The 1252-nt window shown below is 45.6% G+C and carries 1 protein-coding gene and 1 pseudogene; both read right to left on the bottom strand.

From position 1 onward, the window contains the following. The coding region (locus R8269_RS24900; RefSeq protein ID WP_318222867.1) for a PAS domain-containing protein at nt 1–786 on the bottom strand (786 nt) is incomplete at its 3' end. Between the two features lie 34 nt (nt 787–820). Further along, nucleotides 821–1252 (bottom strand): annotated as a pseudogene (locus R8269_RS24895) (TIGR01212 family radical SAM protein); the annotation flags it as partial.

Here is a 1252-nt window from a genome sequence, read left to right as displayed (position 1 = left end):
ATCACGTAAGTTTTGCTGAATCTTATGCCACTCCGTCACATCGTGACTAATAGACAACGTTCCGAGTAGCTCACCACTTGGCGATACTAATGAGCTTAAATTCACTTCAAGCAAGCAGCTGCGACCTTGCGTGTCCGTCGTCCATTTGCGTTCACTTTTACGGGTAGCGACTCGGCTCGCCGTTGCAGTGATGGCTTCTTCTCGTCGCCCCTCCCAAAACTGGTCAAAGGCACGATTCGTCGTCAATAAGTTACCTTGGCAATCTTGCAAGCAGATCAACTCGGACAGCGAATCTAGCGCTGAGCGAGCCATCTCTAACTGCGCCAACTCTTGCTGCTGTTCTTGTAAAGTGACTTGATAAGGTTGCGCGTACATGATCCAAACACGATGACCACGTAGCAAACTCTTTCGGCCGGACAATTCAACCTTAATAGATTCGTTTTCAGATAAACGCCAATCAAAGACTTGGTGACGGAAATAGCGACTGGAAAAACTATCTAGCAACGAAGAAAGTTTGTGAAGCTCAAACAAGGCTGGGTACAAAAAGCCTGTGCCCAGTGAGCGAATGCCAAGCAACTGCATCGCTGCTTGATTCGAAAGTAGGATTTGTCCATGGCTGGCATCTAGCACCAGCACTGGATAAGGCGAATCAGTAATAAGCTGCTTAAGTGCGTTTTGGAAACGAAAGTAGATAAGTGCTATCGCAATCGCACTGACTATCGATAGCAGGACAATATATCCATAACTCTCCTGCCCATTCCAAAGCCAATTAAGTAACTGATCCATTTTTCCACCTATAAAGCAAACTGCTAAAAATATATCAGTTATTTATTGAGCAATCTGCTTTTAATTCCGGCTTCGTGTAGATAAAAGGTTTTCCTATTAAGCTGCCTTGAGCGCCATCTTTATTTAATGCGCGACCAATTTCAGTCATGGCTAACCAACGGTTTTCACACCAAAGCGGGGACAACAACGTTGGACGACGAGCTGCGGAAGAGACACGATGAAACACAACATCAGCGGGCGTCATACGAATCATTTCACTGGCAATCGCAACATATTCTTCCAATTCAGGAGCTTCTAATCTGCCAGCTCTCCAAGCTTTCGCCATCGTACTGCCTTCCACAATATGCAGGCCATGTAACTTGATGCCATCAGTGCCCACGGCCAACACTTTTTGCAGCGTTTCAATATTATCGTCGCGGGTTTCTTTCGGTAATCCAACAATCAAATGAGTACAAACTTTGATCCC

This window comes from Vibrio sp. Vb0667 (assembly GCF_033391095.1).
This window is presented reverse-complemented; position numbering and strand designations above follow the sequence as displayed.